Annotated in this window: 13 protein-coding genes and 1 tRNA gene; 4 read left to right on the forward strand and 10 right to left on the reverse strand. The window is 62.4% G+C overall.

Features of this window, described 5'->3' with window-relative positions:
- Window positions 1–85: 85 nt before the first annotated feature.
- The 6 genes from AC3B6C_RS07295 to AC3B6C_RS07320 form a co-directional block, all read right to left on the reverse strand.
- On the reverse strand, window positions 86–1,459 hold the full coding sequence (locus AC3B6C_RS07295) for a protein kinase domain-containing protein (RefSeq protein ID WP_101820415.1): 1,374 nt from the start codon (window positions 1,457–1,459) through the stop codon (window positions 86–88).
- A complete protein-coding gene (locus tag AC3B6C_RS07300; protein WP_004023309.1) occupies window positions 1,456–2,955 on the reverse strand; it encodes a peptidoglycan D,D-transpeptidase FtsI family protein in 1,500 nt (499 codons plus the stop codon). Before AC3B6C_RS07300 ends, AC3B6C_RS07295 begins: the two co-directional genes overlap by 4 nt.
- Entirely contained in the window at window positions 2,952–4,385 is a 1,434-nt protein-coding gene (locus tag AC3B6C_RS07305) for an FtsW/RodA/SpoVE family cell cycle protein (RefSeq protein ID WP_488375562.1), read from the reverse strand. The genes AC3B6C_RS07300 and AC3B6C_RS07305 overlap by 4 nt, the downstream gene beginning before the upstream one ends.
- The gene (locus AC3B6C_RS07310) at window positions 4,382–5,899 is read right to left on the reverse strand and encodes a PP2C family protein-serine/threonine phosphatase (RefSeq protein ID WP_248644209.1); all 1,518 of its coding nucleotides are present in this window, start codon (window positions 5,897–5,899) and stop codon (window positions 4,382–4,384) included. The genes AC3B6C_RS07305 and AC3B6C_RS07310 overlap by 4 nt, the downstream gene beginning before the upstream one ends.
- Complete coding sequence (locus AC3B6C_RS07315) at window positions 5,896–6,360, reverse strand: FHA domain-containing protein FhaB/FipA (RefSeq protein ID WP_004023305.1); 465 nt, start codon at window positions 6,358–6,360, stop codon at window positions 5,896–5,898. The genes AC3B6C_RS07310 and AC3B6C_RS07315 overlap by 4 nt, the downstream gene beginning before the upstream one ends.
- Before the next feature lie 222 nt (window positions 6,361–6,582).
- Complete coding sequence (locus tag AC3B6C_RS07320) at window positions 6,583–7,929, reverse strand: FHA domain-containing protein (RefSeq protein WP_488375563.1); 1,347 nt, start codon at window positions 7,927–7,929, stop codon at window positions 6,583–6,585.
- A 277-nt stretch (window positions 7,930–8,206) separates the two neighbouring features.
- Between AC3B6C_RS07320 and AC3B6C_RS07325 the strand changes: the two genes are divergently transcribed.
- A tRNA-Leu gene (locus AC3B6C_RS07325) sits at window positions 8,207–8,289 on the forward strand.
- Between the two features lie 181 nt (window positions 8,290–8,470).
- Here the strand turns inward: AC3B6C_RS07325 and AC3B6C_RS07330 are convergent.
- Window positions 8,471–9,256, reverse strand: coding sequence for an abortive infection family protein (locus AC3B6C_RS07330; protein WP_248644211.1), 786 nt, complete (start codon window positions 9,254–9,256; stop codon window positions 8,471–8,473).
- Window positions 9,257–9,576: 320 nt separating this feature from the next.
- On the opposite strand from AC3B6C_RS07330, the gene AC3B6C_RS07335 reads away from it, so the two are divergent.
- Genes AC3B6C_RS07335 through AC3B6C_RS07345 form a run of 3 tightly spaced genes read left to right on the forward strand, consistent with a single transcriptional unit; the run spans window position 9,577 to window position 17,956 of the window.
- Window positions 9,577–13,401 carry an Eco57I restriction-modification methylase domain-containing protein gene (locus AC3B6C_RS07335; protein ID WP_248644212.1) on the forward strand — a complete coding sequence of 1,275 codons (3,825 nt, stop codon included), beginning with the start codon at window positions 9,577–9,579 and terminating at the stop codon, window positions 13,399–13,401.
- Window positions 13,398–16,859: a helicase-related protein gene (locus AC3B6C_RS07340; protein WP_248644213.1), complete on the forward strand. Its 3,462-nt coding sequence runs from the start codon at window positions 13,398–13,400 to the stop codon at window positions 16,857–16,859. Before AC3B6C_RS07335 ends, AC3B6C_RS07340 begins: the two co-directional genes overlap by 4 nt.
- Window positions 16,856–17,956: a DUF3320 domain-containing protein gene (locus tag AC3B6C_RS07345; protein ID WP_248644214.1), complete on the forward strand. Its 1,101-nt coding sequence runs from the start codon at window positions 16,856–16,858 to the stop codon at window positions 17,954–17,956. Before AC3B6C_RS07340 ends, AC3B6C_RS07345 begins: the two co-directional genes overlap by 4 nt.
- Before the next feature lie 18 nt (window positions 17,957–17,974).
- On the opposite strand, the gene AC3B6C_RS07350 is transcribed toward AC3B6C_RS07345, so the two are convergent.
- The 3 genes from AC3B6C_RS07350 to AC3B6C_RS07360 all read right to left on the reverse strand — a co-directional run bounded on the left by AC3B6C_RS07350 (window position 17,975) and on the right by AC3B6C_RS07360 (window position 23,951).
- Window positions 17,975–20,230 (reverse strand): hypothetical protein, encoded by a 2,256-nt coding sequence (locus AC3B6C_RS07350; RefSeq protein WP_248644215.1) that lies wholly within the window; start codon window positions 20,228–20,230, stop codon window positions 17,975–17,977.
- A 213-nt stretch (window positions 20,231–20,443) separates the two neighbouring features.
- Window positions 20,444–22,990, reverse strand: coding sequence for a S8 family peptidase (locus tag AC3B6C_RS07355; RefSeq protein ID WP_488375566.1), 2,547 nt, complete (start codon window positions 22,988–22,990; stop codon window positions 20,444–20,446).
- Window positions 22,983–23,951, reverse strand: coding sequence for an AAA family ATPase (locus AC3B6C_RS07360; RefSeq protein WP_248644217.1), 969 nt, complete (start codon window positions 23,949–23,951; stop codon window positions 22,983–22,985). Before AC3B6C_RS07360 ends, AC3B6C_RS07355 begins: the two co-directional genes overlap by 8 nt.
- Window positions 23,952–23,989: the final 38 nt, after the last annotated feature.

Here is a 23,989-nt window from a genome sequence, read left to right on the forward strand (position 1 = left end):
TCGGTCGGAAACTTCTCGGTCGGAGACATTCGGCACACAGGCACTGCGGGTGCCCCGGCACGGTTGTCTCCAGTACAGCTGTCCATCAGCACAACGGTGAGAACGGCACGCCGGGGAAGCACGGGGTTCCGGTGGCGGCACCGGGATCCGGCGGCGAGTCGGGGGGTCCCGACGGCGCGAGTGTGGTCGTCTCCTCGCTCGTCTCGCTGGTGGTCGTGGTCTCTTCGCTCGTCGTCGTACGAGTCGTGCGCCGGGTGGTGGTCGGCTCGTCGGTCTCCTCGGTCGGTGCATCGGTGGTCGTGGTCTCGGTGACCGTCGGCGACGACGACGGGGGTGGCGTCGCCGCCCCACCGTTCCCACTGTTCACCAGATAGAACCCGATGAGTCCGATGGCGCCGACAAGCAGGGCGGCCGCGATGCCGGCGAGGACCTTCTGCCCGGTCGTCCAGCTGTTGTCCGGCGGTGGTGGCGCGACCGCGGTGCGGGACGTCGGCCGGGGTGTCATCGGTCGCGACGCGGCCCCGGTCGGTGGCGTGGCGCCACGTGCGACCGCGGCACCGAGCGCCGCGGCACCCGCTGCTCCCGCAGCGGCACCGGCGATCGCCCCCGGACGAGGCGGACGGCGCCCGGCGCGTACGGCGGCCACCGCGTCGGCGAACTCGCCGCCGTTGGCGTAACGCTGCCGCGGATCCTTGGCCATCGTGATCTCGATGAGTTCACGGACACCCGACGGCAGGTTCGACGGCAGTGGAGGCGGCGACTCCCGGATGTGTTTCATCGCGACGGTGATCGCGCCGTCGCCGAGGAACGGCCGTCGGCCGGTGAGCGCCTCGTAACCGACGACTCCGAGCGAGTAGACATCCGACGCCGCGGTCGCCTCGTCACCGGTCGCCTGCTCCGGGGAGATGTACTGCGCCGTCCCCATGACCATCCCGGTCTTGGTGACCGGGGCGGAGTCGACGGCCTTGGCGATACCGAAGTCGGTGATCTTCACCTGGCCGACCGGCGTGATCAGGATGTTGCCGGGTTTGACGTCGCGGTGCACGAGACCCTGGTTGTGCGCGGCCTGCAGGGCGCGACCGGTCTGCTCGAGCATGTCGAGCGTGTTGGTCAGCGACAGCCGGCCCAGCCGGGAGATCACCGAGTTCAGCGGTTCGCCGTCGACGAGTTCCATCACCAGATACGCCAGCGGATCGCCGCCGTTGTAGTCCGGGGTCTCGCCGTAGTCGAAGACGTTCGCGATCCCCGGGTTGTTCAGCTTGGCGGTGGTCTGTGCCTCCGCGCGGAACCGGGCGATGAACTCCGGGTCGCTGGTGTACTCGGCCTTGAGGACTTTCACCGCGACACGTCGATTGAGACGCGTGTCGAGCGCCTCCCACACCTGTCCCATACCGCCCGTGGCGATCAGGCGGATGAGCCGATACCGATCGCCGATGGTGGTGCCGTTCTGCAGGGTCATCGACTGCCACCTCCCACCAGTGAGTTGATCACTTCTCGTCCGATCGGCGCCGCGACGGTTCCGCCGACCGAGTCCGCACCGAATTGTCCATTCTCCACCACGACGGCGACCGCGATCTGCGCGTTCGACGACGGCCCGAAGGCGATGTACCAGGAGAACGGGGTGTCCGTACTCGACCCGCTTTCCGCCGTTCCGGTCTTCGACGCGATCGACACCGGACCGCCCGCGCCGGCCGTCGACCGTTCCGACTCGATCATCATCGACGTCAGCTCGGCGGCCTGCTCGGGCGTGATCGGCTTGTTGGCCGTGGTCGGCGGGGTGGTCTGCAGCGTCCGCAGATCCGCGGCCTGCAACTTGTCCACCAGGTACGGCTGCATGCGCACACCTCCGTTCGCCACGGTCGCGGCGATCATCGCGTTCTGGAGCGGGGTGAGCCGGACGTCACGCTGCCCGATCGAGGCCTGCGCGAGGACGTCGAGGGACGGGATCTGTCCGACAGTCGAGTCGGCGACGGGCATCGGGATGTCGGGGCCCGGCTGATCGAGGCCGAAGAGGCTCGCGGTCTCGGTGAACTTCGGGATCGCGTCGGACATCTTCTCGGTCACCAGTTCGGCAAAGGCGGTGTTGCACGAGTACTTGAACGCCGTCTCCAGTGACACGGTTCCGCCCGACGACCCGGGGCAGGTCTCGCCGCCGTAGTTCGGCAGCGAGACATCGGTGCCGGGCAGCGGGAAGGTCGGCGCGGCGGTGAGACGGATGCCGGGAGTGATGTTGTCGCGCAGGGCGGCGGCCGACGTCACGACCTTGAAGGTCGACCCCGGTGGGTACAGCTGGCTGATCGCGCGGTTCAGCATCGGCTGCGCGGTGTCACCGGGGCGGTTCCACGCCTCCCAGCTGCCCTCGCGGACCTCCTGGTCGTGGCTGGCGAGCTTGTTGGGGTCGTAGCTCGGGGTCGAGACCATCGCGAGGATCTTCCCGGTGTTCGGCTGCAGGGCCACGACGGCGCCCCGGCACGGTCCGTCGCACGGGCCGTTGAGCATCGCCTGGTAGGCGGCCTGCTGGACCTTCGGGTTGATGGTCGTGACGACGTTGCCGCCGCGCGGGTCGCGGCCGGAGAACATGTCCATGAACCGCTGGCCGAACAACCGGTCGTCGGATCCGTTCAGGATGCTGTTCTCGTAGTGCTCGATCTGACTGGCGAGGTACTGGAACGAGTAGTAGCCGGTGACCGGGGCGAAGGCCTCGGCGCCCTCCCGCGGGTACTGACGGAGGAACTTCAGGCGGCTGTCGATCGGCACCGACAGCGCGATGACCGTGCCGTCGGCGGTGGTGATCAGACCGCGCTGGCGGGAGTACTCGTCGAGCAGCACGCGGTTGTTGCGGGTGTCGGTCTTCAGCGCGTCGGCCTTGAAGACCTGCACATAGGTGGCGTTCGCGAGGAGCGCGATGATCATCACGATCACCGCCATCGACACATTGCGGATCGGCTTGTTCACCGGCGCTTCACCACCTGCGTGGGCAGTGCCTCGACGGGCTTGGCCGCGGGCCGCTTCTTGCCGGGATCGGGTTCGCGCGCGGCGTTCGAGATCCGGATGAGCAGCGCGACCAGGATGTAGTTGGCCAGCAGCGACGACCCGCCGTAGGACAGGAAGGGGGTCGTGAGACCGGTCAGCGGGATCAGCTTGGTGACGCCGCCGACGACGACGAAGATCTGCATCGCGATGGTGAACGCGAGTCCGGTCGCCAGGAGTTTGCCGAAGCTGTCGCGTACGGCGATGCCGGTCCGTAGTCCGCGGTGGATGAAGATCATGTACAGCAGGAGGATCGCGGTGAGGCCGGCCAGGCCGAGCTCCTCACCGATGGTCGAGATGATGAAGTCGGTGTTGGCGAACGGCACGATGTTGGGCCGACCCGAACCGAGGCCGGTGCCGAACAGTCCGCCCGTGGCCAGGCCGAACAGGCTCTGCCCGATCTGGTAACCCGAGCCGTCGAAGTCCGCGAAGGGATCCAGCCACACCGAGACACGTGTCTGCAGGTGCGAGAAGATCGACCACGCGAACACCGCGCCGATGGCGAACAACCCGATGCCCAGCACCAGCCATTCGACACGTGAGGTGGCCACGTAGAGCATCGTCAGGATCGTCGCGAAGATCAGCAGCGACGTACCCAGGTCTTTCTGGACCACCATCACGGCGATGGCGATCGCCCAGGCGGCCAGGAGCGGACCCAGGTCGCGGGCGCGCGGCAGGTCGACGCCGAGCACGTGCGGACCGGCCGTGATGAACAGGTCGCGCTTCGACACCAGCACCGCCGCGGCGAAGATGATGATCAGGATCTTGGAGAACTCGCTGGGCTGGATCGAGAAGAACGGTGTGATGATCCAGTTCTTCGAACCGTTGATCTCCGAGAACGCACTGGGCAGGATCGCCGGGATGATCAGGAAGACCAGTCCGCCGAGGCCGAGCGTGTAGGCATAGCGCGACAGCGTGCGGTGATCGCGGATCAGGATGAGGACCGCGGAGAACGCCACGATGCCGAGCACCGCCCACAGCAACTGCTGGTCGGCGTTGCGGGTCGCCTCGGTGGCGTTCACCGACTCCCCGGTGTTGCCCGTACCGAGGTCGAGCCGGTGGATCAGCACCAGCCCCAGGCCGTTCAGGACGGCGACGACGGGCAGCATGATCGGATCGGCGTGGGGTGCATAGCGTCGGACCACGAGGTGGGCGACACCGAACAGCCCGGTGTAGGCGGCCACGTACTTGAGGATGTCCCAGGTGAGGGTCTGACCCTGGGCGGCCTGGACGATGAGCAACGCCACCGTCACCAGACCGATGGCGAACACCAGGAGCATCAGTTCGGCGTTGCGACCGGTGCTCGTGGCGGGTTGGCGTGGCGGGGCGTGCGGTGCGGGCGCGGCTTGAGTCATCTCACCTGCTGCCGGCAACTCGTGCCGGCGTCCTGATCAGGTGCGGGCGTGGCGGAAGGTCCGGCGTTGCCGGTGGGCGGAGCCACCGACTCGGTCGCACCCTGCTGCGGGATTCCCGGCGCGGGCGCCGCGGTGGCGCGTGGTGCGGGCGCGGACGGGTCGGTGCTCGGTGTGGACTCCGACGGTGCCGGTGGCGGGGGAGTCGGTGCGGGCGTTGCCGACGAGGGCGCGTTGTCGCAGCGGAAGGTCAGCTCGTCGGTGACGACGCCCTGGATCTGCTGCTCGCTCTTGTTCCGGATCATCACGTTCTTGACCGACTGCGCCGGCCCTGACACCAGGTCGTCGACGTTGAGGGGGAACTCGCAGGTGCCGTCGTCGTAGGAGATGAACGTGTAGCTCGGTTCGGTCTGATCGAGGTTCTCGACGCAGACGCGCTGCACCGGGTTGCTCATCGAGAGGAAGAACACCTTTTCCGGTGATCCCTGGTAGATGAGCACGTCGCCGCTGTCGTCGGCGGCCACGTAGTAGTTGCTGCGGACGACGGACCGGACGACGAAGACGCCGACGACCAGCGCGGCCACCACGGTCAGCACGACACCGGCGACGATCCAGCGTCGGTACTTGCTCTTGTGCTTGGCGGCGGGCTCGTCCTCGGTCAGCACCGTCGGGCGCTGCGGTTCGGCGGGGGGCGGACGAAGTGCTGCCGCCCGTCCCGCGGCGGTCGCCGGGTCGGGCGTGTAGATCTCCTCGTTGCCGCCGGCAGCGCCACCGACGATCGGGCGCGAGTCGCCGTACTCGGTGTCGACGACGTCGGCGAGGACGACGGTGACGTTGTCCGGGCCGCCGCCGCGCAGCGCGAGTTCGATGAGACGGTCGGCGCACTCCTTGGGGTCGGCGATGGACCCCAGGGTCTCGGCGAGGGTCTCCTCGGTCACGACGTCGGACAGGCCGTCGCTGCACAGCATGTACCGATCGCCGGCGCGGGCCTCGCGCATCGTCAGGGTCGGCTCGACCTCGGTTCCGGTGAGCGCGCGCATGATCAGCGAGCGTTGCGGATGGGTGTGTGCCTGTTCGGCGGTGATGCGACCTTCGTCGACGAGGGTCTGGACGAAGGTGTCGTCGCGGGTGATCTGGGTCAGCGCCCCGTCGCGGAACATGTATCCGCGCGAGTCGCCGATGTGACACAGGCCGATTCGGCTGCCGGCGAAGAGGATCGCGGTGAGCGTGGTGCCCATGCCGTCGAGTTCGGGTGATTCGTGCACCTGTGCCGCGATCGCCTCGTTGCCGGCACGGGTGGCGCCGTCGAGCTGGGTGAGGAGGTCGCCACCGGGCTCGTCGTCGTCGAGGGTGCTGAGCGCGCGGATCACCAGTTGGCTGGCGACTTCGCCGGCCGCGTGGCCGCCCATTCCGTCGGCGAGGGCCAGCAGGCGAGGACCCGCGTAGAACGAGTCCTCGTTGTTGGACCGCACGAGACCACGGTCGCTGCGCGCGATGTAGCGCAACACAAGTGTCACGGGCGCAACTCGATCACGGTCTTGCCGATGCGGATCGGCGTGTTCAGCGGGACCTTGACCGCGGTCGTCACCTTGGAACGATCGAGGTAGGTGCCGTTGGTGGAGCCGAGGTCTTCGACATACCAGTCGTCGCCGCGTCTGGAGAGCCGCGCATGTCGCTCGGAGGCGTAGTCGTCGGTCAGCACCAGGGTCGAGTCGTCGGCGCGTCCGAGCAGGACCGGCTGCTGACCGAGGCTGATCCGGGTGTTCGCCAGCGCGCCGTGGGTGACGACGAGATAGCGGGCCGCGCCGCGGACGCCGCCGCTGCGACGTCGCTTCTCCGAGCCGCCGGAGTACCGGGGGATGCGGAGTCCGCCGGCCGACGCGATGTCGGCGCGCAGCGTGCGGATCACGGCGAAGACGAACAACCAGAGCAACAACAGAAAACCGATGCGGGTCAGTTGCAGCACCAAGCCCTGCATGTCGTGTTCACCTCCAGCGCGTTCCGTCTCGGTCGGGTCGTACCCACGGCAGCGATCATGGGACCGCCGAGCGAAACGAGCGGACCCGACTGCATCTTATGGGCAGATTCGCCGAACCCGGTCATTCGGATGTGACAGTTCAGTATCAACCGGCCGGAGCGGTCGCGGGCCAGTCTCGACCGCCGCCCACGACAGGTGGGCGTGCGCTCGGCGTATGCGGGTCTACTGGAACCGGACGGTGATGTCGGAGTGTCCGACGCGGATGCGGTCGCCGTCGGCGAGTTCCCAGGTGTTCACCTGGAGATCGTTGACGGTGGTGCCGTTGGTCGAGTTGAGATCGGTGAGCATGGCGGTGGCGCCGTCCCAGCGGATCTCCACGTGGCGGCGCGAGACGCCGGTGTCGGGCAGACGGAACTGCGCGTCCTGTCCGCGGCCGATCACGTTCGATCCCTCGTGCAGCTGGAAGGTGCGGTTGCTGCCGTCCTCGAGGAGGAGCGTGATCGACGACGGGGCGTAGCCTGCGGCCGGGCGGCCCGCGCCGTATCCCTGGTCGTAGCCACCCTGGTAGTCGTATCCCGCGGGCTGCTGGGCGTACGCCTGCTGGCCGTAGCCCTGCTGCTCGTAGCCCTGCTGACCGTAACCCTGGTCGTAGCCGGGTTGCTGTCCGTAGCCCTGCTGGTCGTATCCCTGTTGGCCGTAGCCGGGTTGCTGGCTGTAGCCCTGCTGCTCGTAGCCGGGTTGCTGTCCGTAGCCCTGCTGGTCGTATCCCTGTTGGCCGTAGCCGGGTTGCTGGCTGTAGCCCTGCTGCTCGTAGCCGGGTTGCTGGCTGTAGCCCTGCTGTCCGTAGCCGGGCTGTTGGCTGTAGCCCTGCTGGTCGTATCCCTGTTGTTCGTAGCCCTGCTGGCTGTAGCCCTGCTGGTCGTACCCCTGGTCATAGCCGGGCTGCTGACCGTACTGGTCGTACCCCTGCTGGCCGTAGCCCTGGTCTCCCGGCTGTCCCGATCCCTGGCCGTACTGGTCGTAGGCGGGATCGGCGCCCCTGCGCTGGTCGTATCCGGGATTCTGAGTCATCTTGGGGGCTCCTTGGTCGGGGGCGTTGGTAAGTGGGGGAACAGGGGCCGGGCGTCCGGCCGGCGGGCCGGGGACCGGCGCAGCGTGCGGATGCTCCGAACGCGCGCCCGCCGGGCGGGGCCGCGCGTCCGGGTTGACCGTGCCGCGTGCGCGGAAGATCCCCGTGTGCAAGGACGGCGATTGCTCGAACTCTACGACGACCCTGCCGTAGGTCTGCCATCCGTTGTCCTTGATGAAGTTTTCCAAATGCTTCGAGAAAGTCTTGCGGTTCAGCTCGTATTCCGCAGCGATGTGCTGATGATCGGTGGGACTGAACAGCAAGGTGTAGCTGTTGGCCGCAAGGACCGTACCGTCACCGAGGTTCTCGAGCGACTCCTCGGCTTCTCGCTGAAGCCCGTTCTCGATCTCCTGCGGGGCCACCTGACCACCGAAGACACGGGCAAAACCGTCGTCAACTGCACCTTCGAGCTTGCGTTCCAGTCGTTGCAGGATCCCCACCGAGACCTCCTTTCGCGGCAATAGAGCGTGTCGCCGTGCATCTGGCCTTGTTTGATGATAGCGACATCAACGGCCAACTGTGCCACCAAGGCAACTGGTGCACCGTGTGCAACTCCCGTCCCATTGGTGTGTATTCGGCATCTGACGTAACCCGACGTACTGCACAAATGCAACGTCGGGGATCGAGTTTTGTTTCGGTGGCGGCGTGCTGCTATCGTCGTCCAGTCGCCGGACACACCCAGTTCGACGACACGCCCACCGGAACTTCGGTGGCCACGGGCGAGTGGCGGAATGGCAGACGCGCTGGCTTCAGGTGCCAGTGTCCTTCGGGACGTGGGGGTTCAAGTCCCCCTTCGCCCACCGCGAGCAGTTCAGCTCAAATCGGTACATGAGGTCAGGTTGCAGAAATGCGGCCTGACCTTTTGTTTTGTCGCGGTCGGCTCGGCGGCCGGCCAAGACCTTTGATCGTGGGGATATTGGGTTGACGTTTCCCGTGCGGCGCGCCTGCGGGCGATGACAATGGACTGACGGACTTCGGGGGTCACGAGTTCCTAGCCGGTTTCTCGATGTGGGTATCGATCAAGAACCCGGCAATTGCAAACCCCGCGTTGACCGCGAGCTTCGCGTGCCGCGGTGCGGGGCCAACAGAGCCTTTGCCGCGACCATGAGCGTCGCTGAGGGCGTTGCGCATCCCGGCGAGGCCGCTGACGACAGTCGTAGCACCGCTGAGGATCTGTTTGATTATCTGTTCGGAGTGCTGGTCAGGCGAAACCTCCATCGACGACGCCGTGACCTTGTACAGCTTTGCGAGGTCCCAAGAGTTCTCGTAAGCCACCGACCGCTCGTCGCAGATGTGCTTACAAATACTTTCCAGCGTTGTGCGTGTAGCGGTAATCGCGCCGTCCGGATCTGACGTCACCTTGCTCAGCGCTGCCGTCCAGGACTTCGCGACTGCCTGCCAGTCCTCCAGCTTCTCCAAGCCTTCGCCGGCCGACTTGGCACCTGGTGTCCCATCGGCTAACAGGAGCGAGCGGAGCTTCTCGATCTGCTCCTCGGGAGGCATCCCGTACCTGCTGCCACCGTCGTAACTGCAGAGTTCAAGCAGAAACCTCTTCTGCTGCTGCACGGGCATTGACTTGAGTCCAGCCTGGAAGACCTGCCATCGCGACATTGCTCCACCACCCCAGCCTTGGTATGGGCCAAGGGCATCGGTGTACTCAGCAAAGATGTCGTGAATCTCCGGTCCGCTGAATCCAGTCTCGCGCGCGAACATATCGGTTGCGAGCTTCGTAATGCGGTGGGGCAGGCCACTGGTCTTCGATGTCACACACCCATTGTTGGTCCTGGATCGCCTCAGAGCGTGGAGCTTGATCGAGTCACTGCCGACGTGCGCGGACTTCCCCCATTGCGTCGGCCGCCGCGGATAGGGTGTCTGATCGGGGTGGCACGATGGCCGCCGAGGTGAGCCGGAGGAGTGCAGCAGTGCGTTTGAGCGGCGACAGGACTGTGAAGTGGAATGCAGCGTCAGCGCCAGACGAGGTCAGTCCCGAGAAGATCTACATTGGCCCAGACCCGCACCATCTGGGAGGCTTCCAGGTGGCTGTCGCGAGCGCTACGTCGGCACCATCCAAGCAGACGCTTCGGGACTTGTTCACCGCACGTAAGGGTAAGACGCAGGTCCAGCTCACCATCGCAGTGATCCACAGCGGAACCGCGTACTTGTTTGGCCCCGACCCTCAGGCGCAGGCCGTTGAACTCCCAGTTGAGCAGGCTCAACGTCAGCTCCAGTCCGTCCTCGACGAGCCCGACGTACTGGCCGCGACGGAGCGATACGCAGTTTTCCGTAAAGCGAATGACACGACAGGTGCCGTTGGCTTCACCAACAGCGGTTTGTTTGCGACGCATCACATTACGAGCAATGTCCCGAGGCGACCCGATTGGCAGGCTCTCGGCAGGAAGGCCGAGCCACTGCTCAGCAAGCGGGGTAAGCAGCTTGTAGAGGCGCTTGGGTTCGGTACGTCGCCAGGGCCGAACGGGACGAAGTTGCTGTCGATCGGTGGCCATCCGCCCCGCGCGGTCGCCGTCTTATTGGATGACTCCGAACAGTTTGACACCAAGACCCAGCGATTCCAGCTCTCGCCGGTGGCGTTCGGCCTTGCGGTGGCATCGCGGCACGAGGTTCCGTGGCTCGTTGTACTTCGCAAGGACCAGATTAGGCTCTATCCCGGACGAGACGGCGTTGGTGTTGGTTCCAAGGGCCAGGCGGATACGTTTTTTGAAATTGACCTGTCGACTCTCGATTCCAAGTTTGCCGCGCTGCTCCCGCTGGCCTTTTCGGCAGAGGCATTGGTCGACGACGGTACTGCGGACGAGTTGTTGCGCGACAGTGCGCGCTTTGCGACTGAGTTGGGCGAGCGTCTTCGTGAACGGATATACGAAGAGATCGTCCCGCCGCTTGCGGTAGAGGTTGCTCAGCGCCTTTCCAGGTCCTCCAATTTGAAGTTAGACGCTGAAGGACTTAACCTCGCTTACCGGGTAGCGCTTCACCTCCTCTTCAGGCTGATTTTCCAGGCGTACGCGGAGGACCGCGGGCTGTTGCCGTCGGGACGGAATGAAGCGTTTGATGCAAATAGTCTCAAGACCAACGCCAGGCGTCTAATCGAAGCTGACGCTGAACAGTTCGGCGAGTCGTCAACGATCTGGTTCGATCTCGTTCAAGTCTGGAACGCCATCGACAAAGGTAATCCCCAATGGCAGATTCCTTCGTACAACGGGGGGCTGTTCTCATCTGACCCTGAACGATCACGTGAAGGCGCACTTCTGAGTGGTCTTTCGTTGCCAGACACCGTTCTGGGTCCCGTGCTCCGCAGTTTACTCATCGACGTCAATGAAGACGGCGTTCTCGGCCCGGTTGATTTCCGCTCTTTGAGCGTCAGGGAATTTGGGACAATCTACGAGGGCCTGTTAGAGAGTTCACTGTCCGTCGCGGTCCAGGACCTCGCTCACGACAACAAAGGACGTTGGGTCGCAGCATCCAACGCTGACAGTATTGTTGTGGCAGAGGGAGACATCTACTTCCACACCGCCTCGGGTGAGCGGAAGGCAACCGGCTCTTACTTCACTCCGAAGGTTGTCGTCGATCATCTCATCGAACAGGCGATTGTTCCGGGGCTCTCCACTCACCTGAAGGGCATCGACGATCACCTTTCGAGGGGCGACGCGTCTGCGGCAGCGCGAGATTTCTTTGACTTCCGGGTAGCGGACCTTGCCATGGGTTCGGGGCACTTCCTAGTTGCCGCCGTTGATAAGATTGAAGCGCTGATGCGCACGTTCCTGGCTGAGCATACCGTGCCAGGAGTCACTGACGAACTATTGCGACTGGCAGAGATTGCAAGCGAGGCGCTTGGAACTGACGATGTCGCGAAGAGCGAAGTCGACCAGGTTGGCCTTCTCCGTAGGCAGATTGCCCGTCGATGTATATACGGTTTCGACGTTAACCCGATGGCTGTTGAGCTATGTCGCCTGGCACTGTGGATTCATACGTTTGTTCCGGGTCTACCTATGAGCAACCTGGACCACGGTCTCGTACAAGCGAACAGCCTTACGGGCATGGTCAGCGTCAATGAAGCCTTGGAAGCGCTTCAGCCTGGCAGGAGTCCGGATGAGTACGGGCTCTTTGATTCTGTCCTGACGGACAGCCTCGTCGAAGCTCGGAAACTTCTTACCGATGTCGCGAGCGCTTCTGAAGCCAATAAGAGCGAAGTGGAAGAGGGCGCTCGTCTGCTGGCCGAAGCGGCAGCCGCGGCGAGGCCGGCGCGCGAGATTTTCGATATCGCGGTCGCCGCTCGACTTGGTCGCGTTGCCGTTGGAGTGATCTCCAGCGAGCAGGAGTTGCAGGCACTCGGTCAACGTTCTGGGGTGGTGGAGATCTCGAACACCCTCCAGCCTGCACATATGCCGTTTCTGTTCCCCGAAGTTTTTTTGCGCCTCAGGCCGGGATTCGATGTGCTCGTCGGTAATCCCCCGTGGGACAAGGTGCGACACGAGCCTCAGCAGTTCTGGGTGGTGAGGGACCCAGGGCTCAATGCATTGCCTGCTGCCAAACGTGACGCGCACATCGAACACCTCCGTGACACACGGCCTAATGACGCCGCTGAAGAGAAGGCTGAGCAGCGCCAGCGTGAGTTGCTTCAAGACGCGGCGCGGAACAGCTATAGCCTCTTAGGTACTGGCCATTTTGACTTCGCCAAGATGTTTGCAGAGCGATACCTCGACGTCATGCGTGAAGGTGGGTCTCTGGGAGTAGTCCTGCCACAGGGCGCACTCCTTCTTGGTGGCTGGGCCAAGTTGCGAAAGGCGTTACTGAAGAGAGGAACTGTCGCTGCCGTCGAGGCGCGTAACGCGGGCGGATGGCTGTTCGAGGATGTTCACAGGTCGTACACAATCGTATTCCTATCTCTTGGGCTGGTTCAGTCTGACGGCACGCAGGAAGTCGCAATTTACCCGGGCGTCACCAGTCTGGACCTCTTTCGCCGGGGAATTGAGAATGGGCCGATGCGCATCCCCCTGAGCGAGATCCAGGAATTGACCGAAGATTCTGTTGTTCCATGGTTCAACTCGGCACAGGATGAGCGTGTTTTTTCGAAGATGCGGACTCACCATAATCTGAGCACCGGTGAGAGCTGGATCGGAGGAAAGAGTGATTCCTCGCGATGGGACTTTTCGGGTTCAGGAAAGCACAAGGCGTTCGCCTCTACATCGAAGGCCGGTGATGGGGCTTGGAGCGTCCTGATGACTCGGCATGTCGACCAGTACGAAATCGCCAGCGACCCAATTCGGAGGTTCGTCAACGACCCTGGCCAGCTGGCAAGAGAGCAGCCGGAAAGAGGGCTTGTAATGGAACGTGGCCGCCTCCTGCTGAGTGACGAGCATCCGATCATTACATACAGATTTCCATCGAGGAACGACGACTCAAGAACATTGATCGCAACTACGCTGCCGGCCGCAGGATTCCTGTATTCGACGGGTTATTCCCACGGTATTGTCCATCCGAAGGGAACGCCAGTCAGGCGAAAGCTTGCTCTCTTGGGCTATATTAATAGCGTCGTGGCTGATTGGTGGGCTAGAAGGTTCGTCGATAGGCACGTTGGGTCCCGGGTCATTAACGGCCTTCCGTTACCCGATTGGACTGAGATTCAGATCAGCGAGGCCGGATCGTACGTGGAGGAATTGATTTCACGCGGCGGAATCCGTAACCTACCCGGTGGCCATGAGGTGACGAGCCAATCCCGACTGGCACCGATGTCGGATCGGGATCTTCGTCTCAGCCTAGATTGCTTGGCAGCAAACGGGTTCCACCTCGACGCGGATGATGTCGAGGTAATTCTTTCGGATTTCAAAGATTCGAAAGATGCAGTTCCAACTCGGTATCGCACGGATCTGATCCGCATGGTGGGCGGAGTATCGCCATGACCCACCTTCCGGATTTCGCAACTAATCACTCGCCGGAGGACGCCTCGGGCACTGTTGCGATCAAAATTAACGAGCTGTTTCGCATGTTACGCCAGAACAAATTGACTGCACCAGCTATAGCGATCGCTACGGCTTATGTGAACTCAGCTGGTTTCGCGCTACTAGCGGATGAGTTAGAGACTGCGCCAAGTGTAAGGCTATTGCTCGGTGCAGAGCCCGAGGAGGAGTCGGTCCGGGCGATCACTTCGGGTGACTCTGATCAGGATGAGCGCCGTGACGCGGCGATAGAACACCATCAGGCTTGGCTAGAGGCCGAGCGTGACACAATGGGATTCGCTCGTGTTCCCACGGCCGAGGCGAAGCGCATGGTCAAGTGGCTGAAAAGCCGAGATATTCAGGGTAATCCGAAAGTAGAGGTGCGTCGCTACTCGGGTGGCTTTCTCCACGGGAAGGCCTACCTTGTCGAGGACAACGCGGCGCAAGCGGCGATCGCGGGATCGTCGAACATGACTTATGCCGGTCTCGCCCGCAACGCGGAGTTGAATCTCGGGACGGGTGGCGGGACAAGCGCCGCAGGGAAGGTGCGAGAGTGGTTTGAGCACTACTGGTCGCAGAGCGACCCGTATGACCTTGCTGAGCTGTATGGCCGTCTGTGGGATCCGCATACACCGTGGGTGGTCTACCTTCGGATGCTTTGGGAGTTGTACGGGGAGCATCTCGACAGTGACGAGAACCCTGAACCCCATACGCGCCTTGAACTGACTCGCTTTCAGGCGGATGGAGTCGTGCGCATGGAGCGCCTTCTCGATGAACACGGAGGAGTCCTTGTCGCCGACGAGGTGGGATTGGGCAAAACGTACCTTGCTGGCGAAGTCATCTACCGCGCGGCGAACATCAATCGCCAGCGTGTGCTGATCGTTGCACCCGCCGCGCTGAAATCGTCTATGTGGGAACCGTTCTTGGAATCCTACGACTTCAGCCGCTGGGTAAAGGTCTACTCCTACGAGGAGGTACGCAACCGCCTAGACCCAGACAAGGGATCGATCGACGCCTTCCTCCAGGAAGTTGCGGACTATTCGTTGGTGGTCATTGACGAAGCGCACAACCTGCGTAACTCCGGTGCGCAACGCTCGGGTGCAGTTGACCGAGTCATAACCGCCGGTGGGTCCAAGCGCGTTGTGCTGCTAACTGCCACCCCGGTCAACAACTCGCTTACCGACCTCGAAACTCTGGTGAGGTATTTCATCCGCGACGATGCCCGCTTTGCGGCGCTGGGTATCCCGAGCATTCGTGAGTACATCAAGCAGGCGCAGGCAATCGACCCAGCCAACCTGACACCCGAGCATCTATTTGACCTTATGGACCAGGTTGCCGTGCGACGCACCCGCAAGTTCGTCAAGGAGCACTACGCCAACGAGTTGATCCGAGGCGCGGATGGCAAGCTCACCACCCTGAAGTTCCCCCAGCCAAAGGTTCGTCGGATCGATTACAACCTGAACGATGCCGGTCTGGCGCTCATTGACGCCATGGTTTACGCACTCGACGACCCGACCGACCCACACGCCCCGCGCGCATGGGCGGATCGCAGTCGCGATCCGCAGCGGCTGATGCTCGCGCGCTACCTCTCAAGCATGTACACAGTCGACCATGACTTGCAGGAGTACCAGATAACCAATGCGGGCTTGCTTCGGTCTGGCTTGCTGAAGCGTCTGGAGTCCAGCCCACAGGCATTGCACGCGTCTTTGGTGAAGATGATTGCGTCGCACGAGAGTTTTCTTGACGCGCTTGAGAAGGGTTATGTACTCAAGAGCGAGGCGCTCAACGAGTGGGTCTCCTCCGATTCCGACGACCTAGATGACTTTGTTGCTGAGTTCGACAACGACGAACAGGTCGAGTCGGTGGACGGCTATCACCTGTCAGAGCTACAAGGTGATGTTGAGTCCGACATCGTCCTGTTGTGTGCACTCCGAGATCTCGCTGAGGCCGTGGTCGAAGGTCTAGAGCCGAAGGTGGATCAGCTAGTTGAGGAGCTGAAAACAATTGCCGCAGAGGCACAGCGAATCGATCCACGAGGACTCTCGCACGCCGACAGACGGAAGGTCATCGTCTTTTCGGCATTCACCGACACGATCCTCCCCATCCATGACGCCGTCGCAGAAGCAATAGAAGCGGCGCCGACAGGGTCCCCGTTGGCGGACTTCCGTGGTCGCATCGCTCCGCCGATTATGGGCTCCTACGCGAAGGCGCACGAGCGTGGAGCCAGTGGCGGTGTCGACCAGGGAGGCCGGGCGACAACGATCGCTGGCTTCGCGCCCGCGACGGCCGGACCTCGAAATGCGCAGGGCGAGCCAGCCGCGAAGGATGAGTACGACATCCTTTTCACCACCGATGTGCTCTCCGAGGGCGTGAACCTCCAGCAAGCCGGGCAGATGATCAACTACGACCTGCCATGGAACCCGATGCGCATTGTGCAGCGACACGGCCGCGTCGATCGCATCGGCTCCAAGCACGACTACGTCTACCTGGGACTTTTCTTTCCGGCCGAGCGCCTCGACGCCTTGTTGGACCTCGAGGCACGCCTGGAAGCGAAGCTGGCGCTAGCTAACGCCGCGGTCGGAGCTGGGAATGTACTCCCGGGTCGGGGACCGGGCCACGAAGTCAATCTTACAGACGACAACGTCGTCGACGAGTTCGAGAAGCTTCTCGACGCCGGCGGGTCGAGTGCTTCGCTCTCCGGTGAGGAATACCGACGCCGATTGTCAGGCGCCTTCAACATGGAGCCCCTCTTGAGGGCCGATATCCTGAGCCTCCCATACGGTTCGGGAAGCGGCTTCGTAAACCCGGTGGTGAACGGCAACGGGTACGTCTTCTGCGTCAAGATCGGAAAGAGCCCGAAGCCTTGGTTCAGGTACGTGCCAGTCGACGACAACTGGTCGCTCCGCCACACCGAGGACGGCCAACCGCTGATCTCATCGGACACACTGCTCTCCCTCCGCGTCGCTGATCCACAGAACGCGAGCGCCGAGCGGTGGCTGCCTGATGAGGTCTACGACCACGCGTTCGACGCGTGGGAGGCTGCACGCGACAGCGTCTACAACGCCTGGCAAGAGCTAACCGACCCAAATGCGTTCCAGCCCGACCTGCCACTGTCCTTCCGGGACGCCTACGCGCTTGTGTTTCGGAAGGGCGGATACCTCGGCAGAGACTCTCAGATCGCGCTCGCCAATCGCCTTCGGAGCGTCCCATCCGCCAAAGTGTCGCGTCAGGTCCGCGGGGCTCTCAACCAGGGGCGCACGGACGAGGAACGCATCAAGCTCATCGCCGAGGTGCTCGACGAGGCTGGAATCAGCGCGCCACCGCCACGCGAGCCACTCCCCGATGTCGAAAAGCATGAAGTCCGCCTCGTGACCTGGCTTGCTGTGAAAGGCACCCGGGCGCTCGAGGAGGCAGCCCAGTGACCTTCGATCCACGGCACTCGGTCGATCAAAGCTTGCACCACCTCGCGCAGCGACTCGATCCGATCATCAGCACCACACTGGCGCCCAGCCTCGGCGGCCTTCCGTGGCCGACAGTCCTGAGTGAGCTCGACAAGATGAAGGGCAAACCACCGAAGTCATACTCTGCGGCCGACCTGCAATCGCAACTCAGAATGATCACCGAACGCCTCGGCAAACTCGGGTTCCCGTTCGATGACCACACCCGCCTAGTCACCACACTTGGCAACGAGCTACGGATCGTCCGCAACCGGTGGGCACACCACGATGACCTGACGACACTGGATGCCTGGCGCGCAAACGATTTCGCGGTACGACTCCTGGAACACTTCGGCGACGACCAGGGTGCCGTCGATGCGCGAAAGCTACGTGATGAAGCATTCGATGCCTTGGTGGAGGCGAGAGTCATCGCTGAGCACGTCGCACCGACACCGCCGCAACCGCACACCGAGGCTTCGGAGCCCGACGCCGAAGCTGAGTCGGACTCGGACATCGTCCGCCCAGACCCTTCCGTGTTAAAGCGTTCCGATTCGGTGAGCACCCCGACTATCGGCTCCGGCCGGTCGGAGTTCGAGCCGTGGACAGTCGTCGTGGTCGGTGATGTCGATATTCTCGACGCTTTGCCGAAAAAGGTCGCCAAGGAACAAGTCCGTGCTGTCGCGACCGAGATCGCCGAGTTCGAAGGCCCGATACACATCAATCGACTTGCCCAGCTCACGGCTGCATCCTTTGGAGTCCAGCGGCTCTGGCCAGCGCGCGAGAAGAAACTGATCTACCAGATCAAGCAGACCGGACTGGTCATCGATGATGACAAGTGCGTCTGGCCAACCGATCTCGACCCAGCGACGTGGACCGAGTTCCGGCCCAACGACAGCACTGTCGATCGACCCTTCACCGAGATCAGTCCAGCCGAGATCGCCAACGCAATGCGCTTGCTCCGAGCTGATACCCCGGAGATCAGCGACGCCGACCTCGACGCGGCGACCCTCCGAACCTTTGGACGGAAGCGCAAGACGAAACAGTTTGCTGCGCAACTCGCGCGGGCCCGACATCTCCTTTAATGCGGAATGATGACCAACTCACTCCAGGGTCCCGTCGAGTTCCTGGATCGCGTCCTCCACCGCCGCGGCAACCTCCCGGAGGAATCGGTTCTGATCTGGCGAAGCGCTCACCGTCGGAATAGGCGCACCGCGATCGTAGACATCGGCCGCGATGATTTTGGCCCTTTCGAATGTCGATCCCGGCCCCTTCTGCAGATAGGCAGTCTGCCAACCCTGCCGCACCTCGTCGCGTAGTCGGCGCTGTGTCAGTTCCACAAGCCGGCTTGTGATGGCGTGGGACAGCGAGTCCACGATTGCCTGCCTCTCGTCATCGCTTGGCTCCCCTCCGATCCATCGCTCAGGCTGCTGGAGCATTAGGTAGACCTGCATCTGCAAGAAGTAACGAAGATTGGCTACCGGTTTCAAGTTTCCGTACTCGTCGTCCCACCCCTCGGCGAGGCGACGGCTGAGAGCTTTCACCCGAGTCCAATGCTCCTTGGGTGCGTCGGGATTGAAATCAAGCCCCAGAGTGCCGCGCCATCGTACATGGAACGTCTTGGCAGCCTCCGTTACCGCCAGCGAGAGATTCATACGGTTAAATACCGGCCGGCTAGGACCAGCGTCAGCGGCTAGTTCCGGGTGCCCGAGTAGCTTTAGCGCAGCATCGAGTTGCGAGATCGAGCGCGAGCCAGCCTTCTTGTTTGCATCTAGCTTGCCCTGAATGCCGCCCACGAAGAAGCTGGCCTGGTCAACTCTGAGTCGCAGGATTCGTTCGGCGGCAGGGCCGAGTTCGTCACCAATGGACTTGAGCACGTTGTCGACCGACGCCAGGACGTGTTGTTTACGATCGGTGAATCCAGGTAGATTGTCGCCTTTGACCTGGTCGAGATGTGTGAAAATGGTGTGGAGCTTGCCGGCGTTGCCGGACACAGCGATTCCTTTGAGGGCGGCCACTGCAGCGGCCTGCATCGGCTGCGCGGCGTTGTCGACGAGGAGAATCGCATCGACCTCCTGTAGTCGAGTGGCAACATGAGTAGACAGCGTCGCGACGGACCTAGGCGTATGTCCGAGACCCTCGCCGTCGACGAGCACTAGTCGAATAGGCTCGGAGACCCAGTCGGGCTGGAAGGGGCCGGACACTCGAATTCCGTTGACCAGTGGCGTCAGGAGGCTTCCGAATAGAGGCGCATAGTTGCTGGAGAACCGCGTTACCTGGGTGATGAAGGCGGAACGATCTGCGGACTCCCATGTCCACGTGGTTGGCCACCCTTGTCGGCTTCGCGTTACCTTGCCGAGCCTTAAGGCCGCGAAACGCTTTTCGATTTCGTCAATGAGTGAGTCGACGATGAGATGGAACTCTTCGGACTGCCGGAGATCATTGTCGAGTCGTTCCTCGATCACTTCTTCCAGGACTCGCTCATCTTGTTCAGCTTGGGTCTCAACGGAGCGAAGTTGACCTGCGTAGCGGCCAACGACTGACTTCACTGCCGAAACAGCTTCAGTCACAACCTTATTGGTTGTTTCAAGATCGACTGAACCAAAGTCACTGGGGTCGAACGTGAGCTCATGATCGTCGTCGTCGTCATCATCGTCGAAGTCATCAGCGTCTGCCAGCGGCGCGCCACGCCCGAGTACGTAGCTGAACCGGTACCGCTGATTAATGTGATCTAGGAGGCGCCTTCTGATCTCGTCGTCGGAGCGCTCCCTGAACGCAGCGAGCGCCGCTTCGGAGACGTTCTCTGTCAGATAGTCGATCACTTGGTCGCGGGGAACAAAGGTCACGACGGCCTTGTATGTCTCGTCAGCGGTGGTGATCAATTCGGTGTCGGAAACCGTCGTCTTCGCGGTTGACGTCGATGGAAAGCGTTCATTGTCCGGATCGGTTCCCAGCATTTGTCGGACGACGGTCGTCTTTCCGGCACCAGTGGTGCCGAGCAGTTGTACAGTGCGGTAGCCTTCGTCGCTGCCCGGTATTGGCAGCAACTCGTCACGAAGGTTTGCGTAATCGGTTTCTGCGATCTCCATTCCCTCGTAGAAGATGTCAACCACGCGGGAGTCAAAGCGGGTTATCGCCGTAGCACGGGACGTGATCTCCCAGAGTTCCGGATTGCTGAGCAATTCGTTCAACTGTTTTACAAGTTCAGTCGCCTCCGTCTCGTCGCGGGTACCCAGGCCGCGCCGAACGCGCCGACCTGTCTTGCCCGTCGCAACATCCAGACGCGCAGGATGTCGGAAAATCACGGACCACGACTCTCTCCCTTGGGTGCGACTCTTGCTTGCTGTGTAAAACTTCATTTCCCTCCTACCTCGTTGTTCCAGTGATGTTCCGAAACTGAGTATTAGCGATGCTAGACGCGCTGTCAAGCCCTATCTGGAACATCATCGGAACAACAGAACATGCGGGTGTGTGGATGGCGGATCGAGCAGTCATCGGGGCGTTGAGCGCATGCACATGACTGCGTTTCCACCATGTGCGAGGCGCGGTACGCGCGTTGTTCCAGGCCCGAGTCAGTCCGTTGCGATCGCAGTCGCGATCGGAACTTGCAGTTGGGTCGCGATGGGTGTGTACAGGTCGACTCCCTGTTCGGGTGTCCTGAGCGACAGGATCAACGAATACCGCACCGGCATATCGATCCGGTCCTGCCGCTTGTTGTTCTTCCACCAGCCACCAGCGGGGTACACGGCGACTGAATTGCATTGTGCCAATTCACTTCCCGTGCCATGCCACTCGTCTTGATGTAGTGATCCGAGGTGGCGTTGACGCTCGCCGAGGAGCCACCTCTCAGAGGTTGTTCCCGCGCCTGCTCGACCGGCTTCTTGAGCTTGAGCGTTGCGGTTGATTCGAGCAGCGAACTGCTGGCCACTCTCCAACGCTCCCTGCAAGTCGGACCGAAGCGAGTGAGACGGATAGGCGTACCGCTGCCGCCATCCGCGTCGCGATGCTGACGGCTCGATGAAGTACGACAATGTGATCCGAAGCCGAACCGCCGCAGACCCGAGCTCTTCGAGGGCCTCAGTTGGCCATGGGAGCTTGTGCAGCCGGAATCGGCGCATTGTGTAATTGCTGCCATCGAATGGTACGAAATGGTCCTGGGTGACGAGCGTAACCGCCCGTCGCGATGAGTTGAGGACGGAGTGTTCGGCAGGGACACCCCACCCGTAGCGACGCAGCTGCTCAATCCGAGCGGCTTTGGGCTGATTGGCCTGGACGTTGCGGGCCATCGCCGGTGTCCATTCGGCCTCGTGCGTAAGTAGGCCGCGGATCGTCTCCGGCCAGTAGTCGGGGTACCTCGCCATTGCGAGCGCAGCCAAACGTGCGGCCTGCGCGGTTGCGGCGCTCGTGGCGTTCGCTGAGGTCAGGGCGATGTCATTTTCGTTCCCCGTCGACCGAAGTGAAAGGCCCGGGAGTTTGGTTTCGAACATCTGGCCGCCGTCGGTGAGGACATTGCCGCCCTCCATACAGATGTCCGGCTTGATCGGTGCGATGCGGTGGCGGAACCTCATCGATGTACGGCTGTGGGGCGACAGGCCGCCAGCCTCTCCCAATACTGACCATCCCGCGTACTGCGGATGTTGGGGCGATTCGGTCAGGTTGGTGAAGGCACCAACCGTTAGTGCGTTCCATGCTTGGGCGGGATCTTCGATCGCGGCAAGGTCGGAGTGGTCGGCATAGTCCTTCGTGTAGGTGTCGACGTTGCCTGCAGCTACGACGATGAGGCGTGCATTGTCGGGATCGGGCTCCGAGATGAGCCGGAATCGATCGCCGTCCCTTGTGGTTTCGGTGCCAACTGCGAGGGCATCGACTGCAGCTGACCACAAGGTCGGGTCGCCGGGGTTGTCGGGCCTTGTGCTCAGCGTGAGGGCGAATACGCGGCGGCGTTGAGCGGTAATTTCGGGGAGTGCCACTGCCTGGACCGTGGCGCTTCCGTAGTCCAGGGGATCGATCCGGGCTTCGCGTGGACCGGGTTTCATTCGCACGGACTCGAGGCGATGGCGGAGCTGTACAGGCTCGCGGCTCTGCAGCGCCGCGTCCAGGTTATCGCCGTACAGGGCAAGGCCAGCCATCGACGTGCCGTGACCCCGGGGGTCCGAGTCTGTTCCCGAAGCGCCGATTATGGTGTGCAGGTCCTCGGGAGCGAGTGACGATGCGATCAGCACGTGGCTGCGCAGCACGCCTGTGTCGAGGTGACAAACCGCTGGTGCGCTGCCGTCGGCAGTGCTCAAGCGTTCGACCAGGTCCTGGACGTATTCGTCCTGTTCAGGAGCGGGTAGGTCTTCGATCGTCTCGATGAATTCCGGCTCTCGGATCTCCGCCAGCGGCACGACTGTGAACGGCAGCGGTTCGAGTTGGTTCCAGGTGGCCTCGACCCACACTACGAAGCGGTCACGTAACTGGATCGACCGAGGCAGCATCCGAAGCTCGTAGGCACTCACGAACCCATAGATGGCTTCGAAGTCACCGTTCGAAGTGTCGAGCCAAAGCTCCCACCAATGCTGCCCGCGCAGCGGGGGTTCGCCTTCAGACGTCCACAGATCGGCGAGGATGGCTTTACGGATTCGTGAGATGTTGGCGACGAGGTCTTGATTCGGCGGCTGCCCAGTCTGCGTGCTGCCATGGAGGTAGTCCTCGAACAGCTTCATGAAGGCTGCCCTGTGCTCGTCTGCGACCCACACGGTTGCCCGCTCGGGTGCATCCTCGATCGCTGGCTTAACCGAAAGCAACAGCCAGCGAGGCTGTTTCGGAGTCCTTCGGTGGGCGGTCATCCGGTTCAATGACTCAAGCTTCAACGGGTACGACGCACCCTCGCCTTCGAGAACGAGGATTATTCCCTGTGACGCGAGCTCATCGTCAAGAAGCTCAAACTCTTCACGGTCGCTATCGAGTTCATCGAATGCGCCAGCCAGCTCTTGCTTGCGGGCAGCGCCGTGCAAGCTCCGATTTACGCTCCGGCGCTTGAATCCGCCACCCCCACCGCCGGAGTAGCGATCGAAGCTCTCAGCTGTGGTGTATCCCTGAACGTAGAGGTGGTCGAGCGGCTGGTCCTGTTCAGCCAATGGTGGCCGATCGCCGAGCAGTGAGTGCCGCGATGAGATCGTCGCGCTCCACCATCGTCTCGCCCCGCATCAGGACCGATTTGGCCGCAGACTCTGCGGCTTTCACCAAGTCTGCGTGACTAAGTCCCTCTGTGTAGTCGCCTAGCTTCGTAAGACTGCCCTTATGGACCAGGGAGCCGAGCCGGGCTCGCATCACCGCGGCGGCTTGTCGAGCGTCCGGGAGGGTGTAGTCCAGGACCGCGTCGAAGCGCCGAAAGAGCGCTTTGTCGAGGATGGAGCGGTGGTTAGTCGCCGCGATCACGATCGATTCGGGACTCGAGTTCTCGAGGAATACGAGAAAAGAGTTCAGGATTCGGCGAGCTTCGCCGACGTCGTTTCCCGAGCGGTCGGCGCCTAGCGCGTCGAACTCATCGAACAGGTAGACGCCCCGCTCCGCCGCGACAGAGTCGAATACGATGCGTAGCTTCGCTGCGGTCTCACCCATGAACTTGCTGAGCAGACCATCGAGACGAACGGTGAACATCGGCAGCGACAGCTCAGTGGCAAGAACCGATGCGGTCATCGTCTTCCCGGTTCCTGGCGGACCTACAAGGAGTAAACGATGCGCGGGTGCGAAACCATGTTCAAGCAGGTTCTTTCGCTGACGCTGCTCAGCGAGCAGTTGCTTGATCTGTCCAGTTCGCTCTGGTGGAGCTACCAGCTCACGAAGGTGAACCTGAGGGTGTGACACCTCGACCAGTTCGGCCAACTCGCCACGAACTCGCGGAAGCGAGGTGACGTTCGAGAGGGGAGCGCGTTCACGGGACGCGTCTACAGCTTCCTTGATGTTGGTGGCAAGGACGTGGTGCCCCTGTCGTGCTTCGCGTGCAGCGATCTGCAGTGCGACGGAGTAGAAGGCTGCGTCGTCGCCTGCCGCGTGATTGCGGACCATCGCGGTGATGTGCTCGCCCAGGCCAGCCATGACGCCTCCCTCCTGGCGGAATATCCTGCGTAGATCGT

This window comes from Gordonia sp. 11cp (assembly GCF_057767225.1).